Origin of the sequence: Campylobacter sp. 2018MI13 (genome assembly GCF_018501135.1) — a bacterium.
Lineage (GTDB): Bacteria > Campylobacterota > Campylobacteria > Campylobacterales > Campylobacteraceae > Campylobacter_E.
Map to the genome: position 1 here is coordinate 1 of NZ_JAHCZC010000323.1, position 255 is coordinate 255.

1 protein-coding gene is annotated in these 255 nt (G+C 34.5%); it reads left to right on the forward strand.

Annotated elements, in window-relative coordinates:
- Positions 1–255, forward strand: a 255-nt coding sequence (locus KJQ99_RS10220) for a molybdopterin-dependent oxidoreductase (RefSeq protein WP_214150782.1), incomplete at both ends; no start/stop codon positions are given.

Genomic DNA, 255 nt, shown 5'->3' on the forward strand with positions numbered 1-255 from the left:
AAAACTTAAGGGGTAAAGAAGAATTTGTTGAGATTACTTGGGAAAAAGCTTATGAATTAGTAGCCAATGAGCTTAAAAGAGTTTATGAAAAATATGGCTCTAATGCTGTTTATGGCGGTAGTTATGGGTGGTTTTTCGTTGGAAGCGTTAATAACCCACAAAGCTTACTTGGAAGAATGTTAAATATAGCAGGTGGTTGTACTACTAGAACTCTTACATACTCAACTCATTGTATTCGTGCAATTACTCCTTATA